This window comes from Colwellia ponticola, from assembly GCF_005885605.1.
GTDB lineage: Bacteria > Pseudomonadota > Gammaproteobacteria > Enterobacterales > Alteromonadaceae > Colwellia > Colwellia ponticola.
Genome location: NZ_SZVP01000032.1, coordinates 1 through 1,831, shown reverse-complemented (window position 1 = coordinate 1,831; position 1,831 = coordinate 1). Strand labels below are relative to the sequence as shown.

Sequence of the window (1,831 nt, the reverse complement as noted above, 5' to 3'; positions counted from 1 at the left end):
ATGTTTTATCATGCTAGCCTCTGTTTTATATTGTTGACACATATAGTATGGCTCTGGTTTGTCAAACTAACCCACGTTCAGAGGCTAGCACCTCGTGGGGAGTCATTGTGTCTATATTTCTAAGGAAGGTTATGAGTTGTATCGACCAATTAAATGATGATGTAAAAATCAGTCTATTCTCGTCAGTATATTTAAAAAATTATTTTTTGTGGATTGGTTCAGGTTTTTCATATAATTTTGGTTTCGGTAGCTGGGAAGCAGTTTTAGAGAAAATTAGTGAAAAGATTGAATACCCGCTTGAGCTAGATGTTAAAAACCCCTTAAAAGCCGCGGAATTATTATGTTCATATTCGAAACAAGAAAAAGGTTTCGATGAAATCAAGTTTAACTCTTTAGTTGCAGAATCACTTTTAGATCTAAAAAAAGATAGTGTTGAACCAGACTGGGTTAGAAGATTTAGAGCATTTTCACCCAATATGATTGTTACAACTAACTGGGATAACCAGTTAGAAACAATATATGATGATCTGGTAAATGTTGTAGTTAGAAAAGATAAAGCCCCCCAAGTCTCAAATACGGGCAAAAATCTATTTAAAATTCATGGTGATGTAGGAAGACCTTCAAGTATTGTTGTTACGCAAAGCCAATATTTTTCTTTTCAAAGGGAAGATACATATTTAAACCGTAAAATTTACACTCTATTTTCAGAGGCCTCTCCTATTTTTCTTGGTTATAGCTTAACGGATCCTAATATTGGTTTTTTGTACGATGAAGTTTATGCCCATTTAGGCGAAGAAAAACCTCCTGCATTTATGGTTGTTCATCCAACGGTTGAAGATAAAGTTCTAGAAGAATCAAAACTACTATTCAAAGATAAAAACATTCATATTATTAAAGCAGAGATAGGTGGATTTTTAGAAGATCTATCTAACGAGTTCAGAGAGTATAAAAAGTCAGGGAAACGTTTTTTTGCCGAGCATGCCAATATAGAGGCTCGATTAAAAGAAATCGTAGGTCTTATTATTGGTAAAAAAACCATATCTCAAGATGATGTCTTAAAGCGCTTCAATAATCGTGACTCTAGACAACAAGCTGTTAAAGCTTTTGTTGAAATACTATCTAATCAATTATTGTATATTGAATTTGGTGGGAAATTATTAGCTCCTGAAAATAGAATGTCTTATAGAGAAATCGATCAAATAGTTAACTCGATAATTTCAATGGTAAATGAAGATGGCTATCCTGACCAACAGGTAAGGGAGAGCTTTTACGCATCAGTAATGAAGTTGTGCGCCAAATCAGATGGCGTATGGAATTTTTATAGTACTAAACAACCTTTTTACAATATATTAAGAATTTCTCCTGGTGTAGAAAGCTCAGTATACAGTGAAAGGATCTCTCATATTATTGAAGTTTTAAGGTGGTCAGGAAAAGATAAACTCGGTAAGTGCTGGGATACGTGGGATGTTTTTTGTAAGCAAATCGATTGGGTTAGCGATTCAGATATTGAGGGTATTCTCACTGAAATGGAAAAAGAAGATAAATCATTTTATCGTTCATCTGATCGTGAATGGCTGACTAAGTTAAAAGAGTGTAAAAACATTAATGTCGATCAAAAGACACGTATAGACAGTGTAATCGAAATATAACAAGTCACTCAAAAGGAAAAATAACAGTTGGTTCTTGCTCCTGCGTCGCTTATTTTAACCAACTATTATTTGCCTCTTAGTGAGGCGTTGGTATGACTCCCCACGTCAAGTTAAATACACTGATCCTTGTTCATTAATTTAGAACTCTTTCTATTCACTTCACATATTAAGTGAGTTAACGC

Annotated in this window: 1 protein-coding gene; it reads left to right on the top strand. The window is 34.0% G+C overall.

Features of this window, described 5'->3' with window-relative positions; translation table 11 throughout:
- The first annotated feature begins 131 nt into the window (after positions 1 to 131).
- A complete protein-coding gene (locus FCS21_RS15680) occupies positions 132 to 1,649 on the top strand; it encodes an SIR2 family NAD-dependent protein deacylase (protein WP_138624471.1) in 1,518 nt (505 codons plus the stop codon).
- The last annotated feature ends 182 nt before the right edge of the window (positions 1,650 to 1,831 follow it).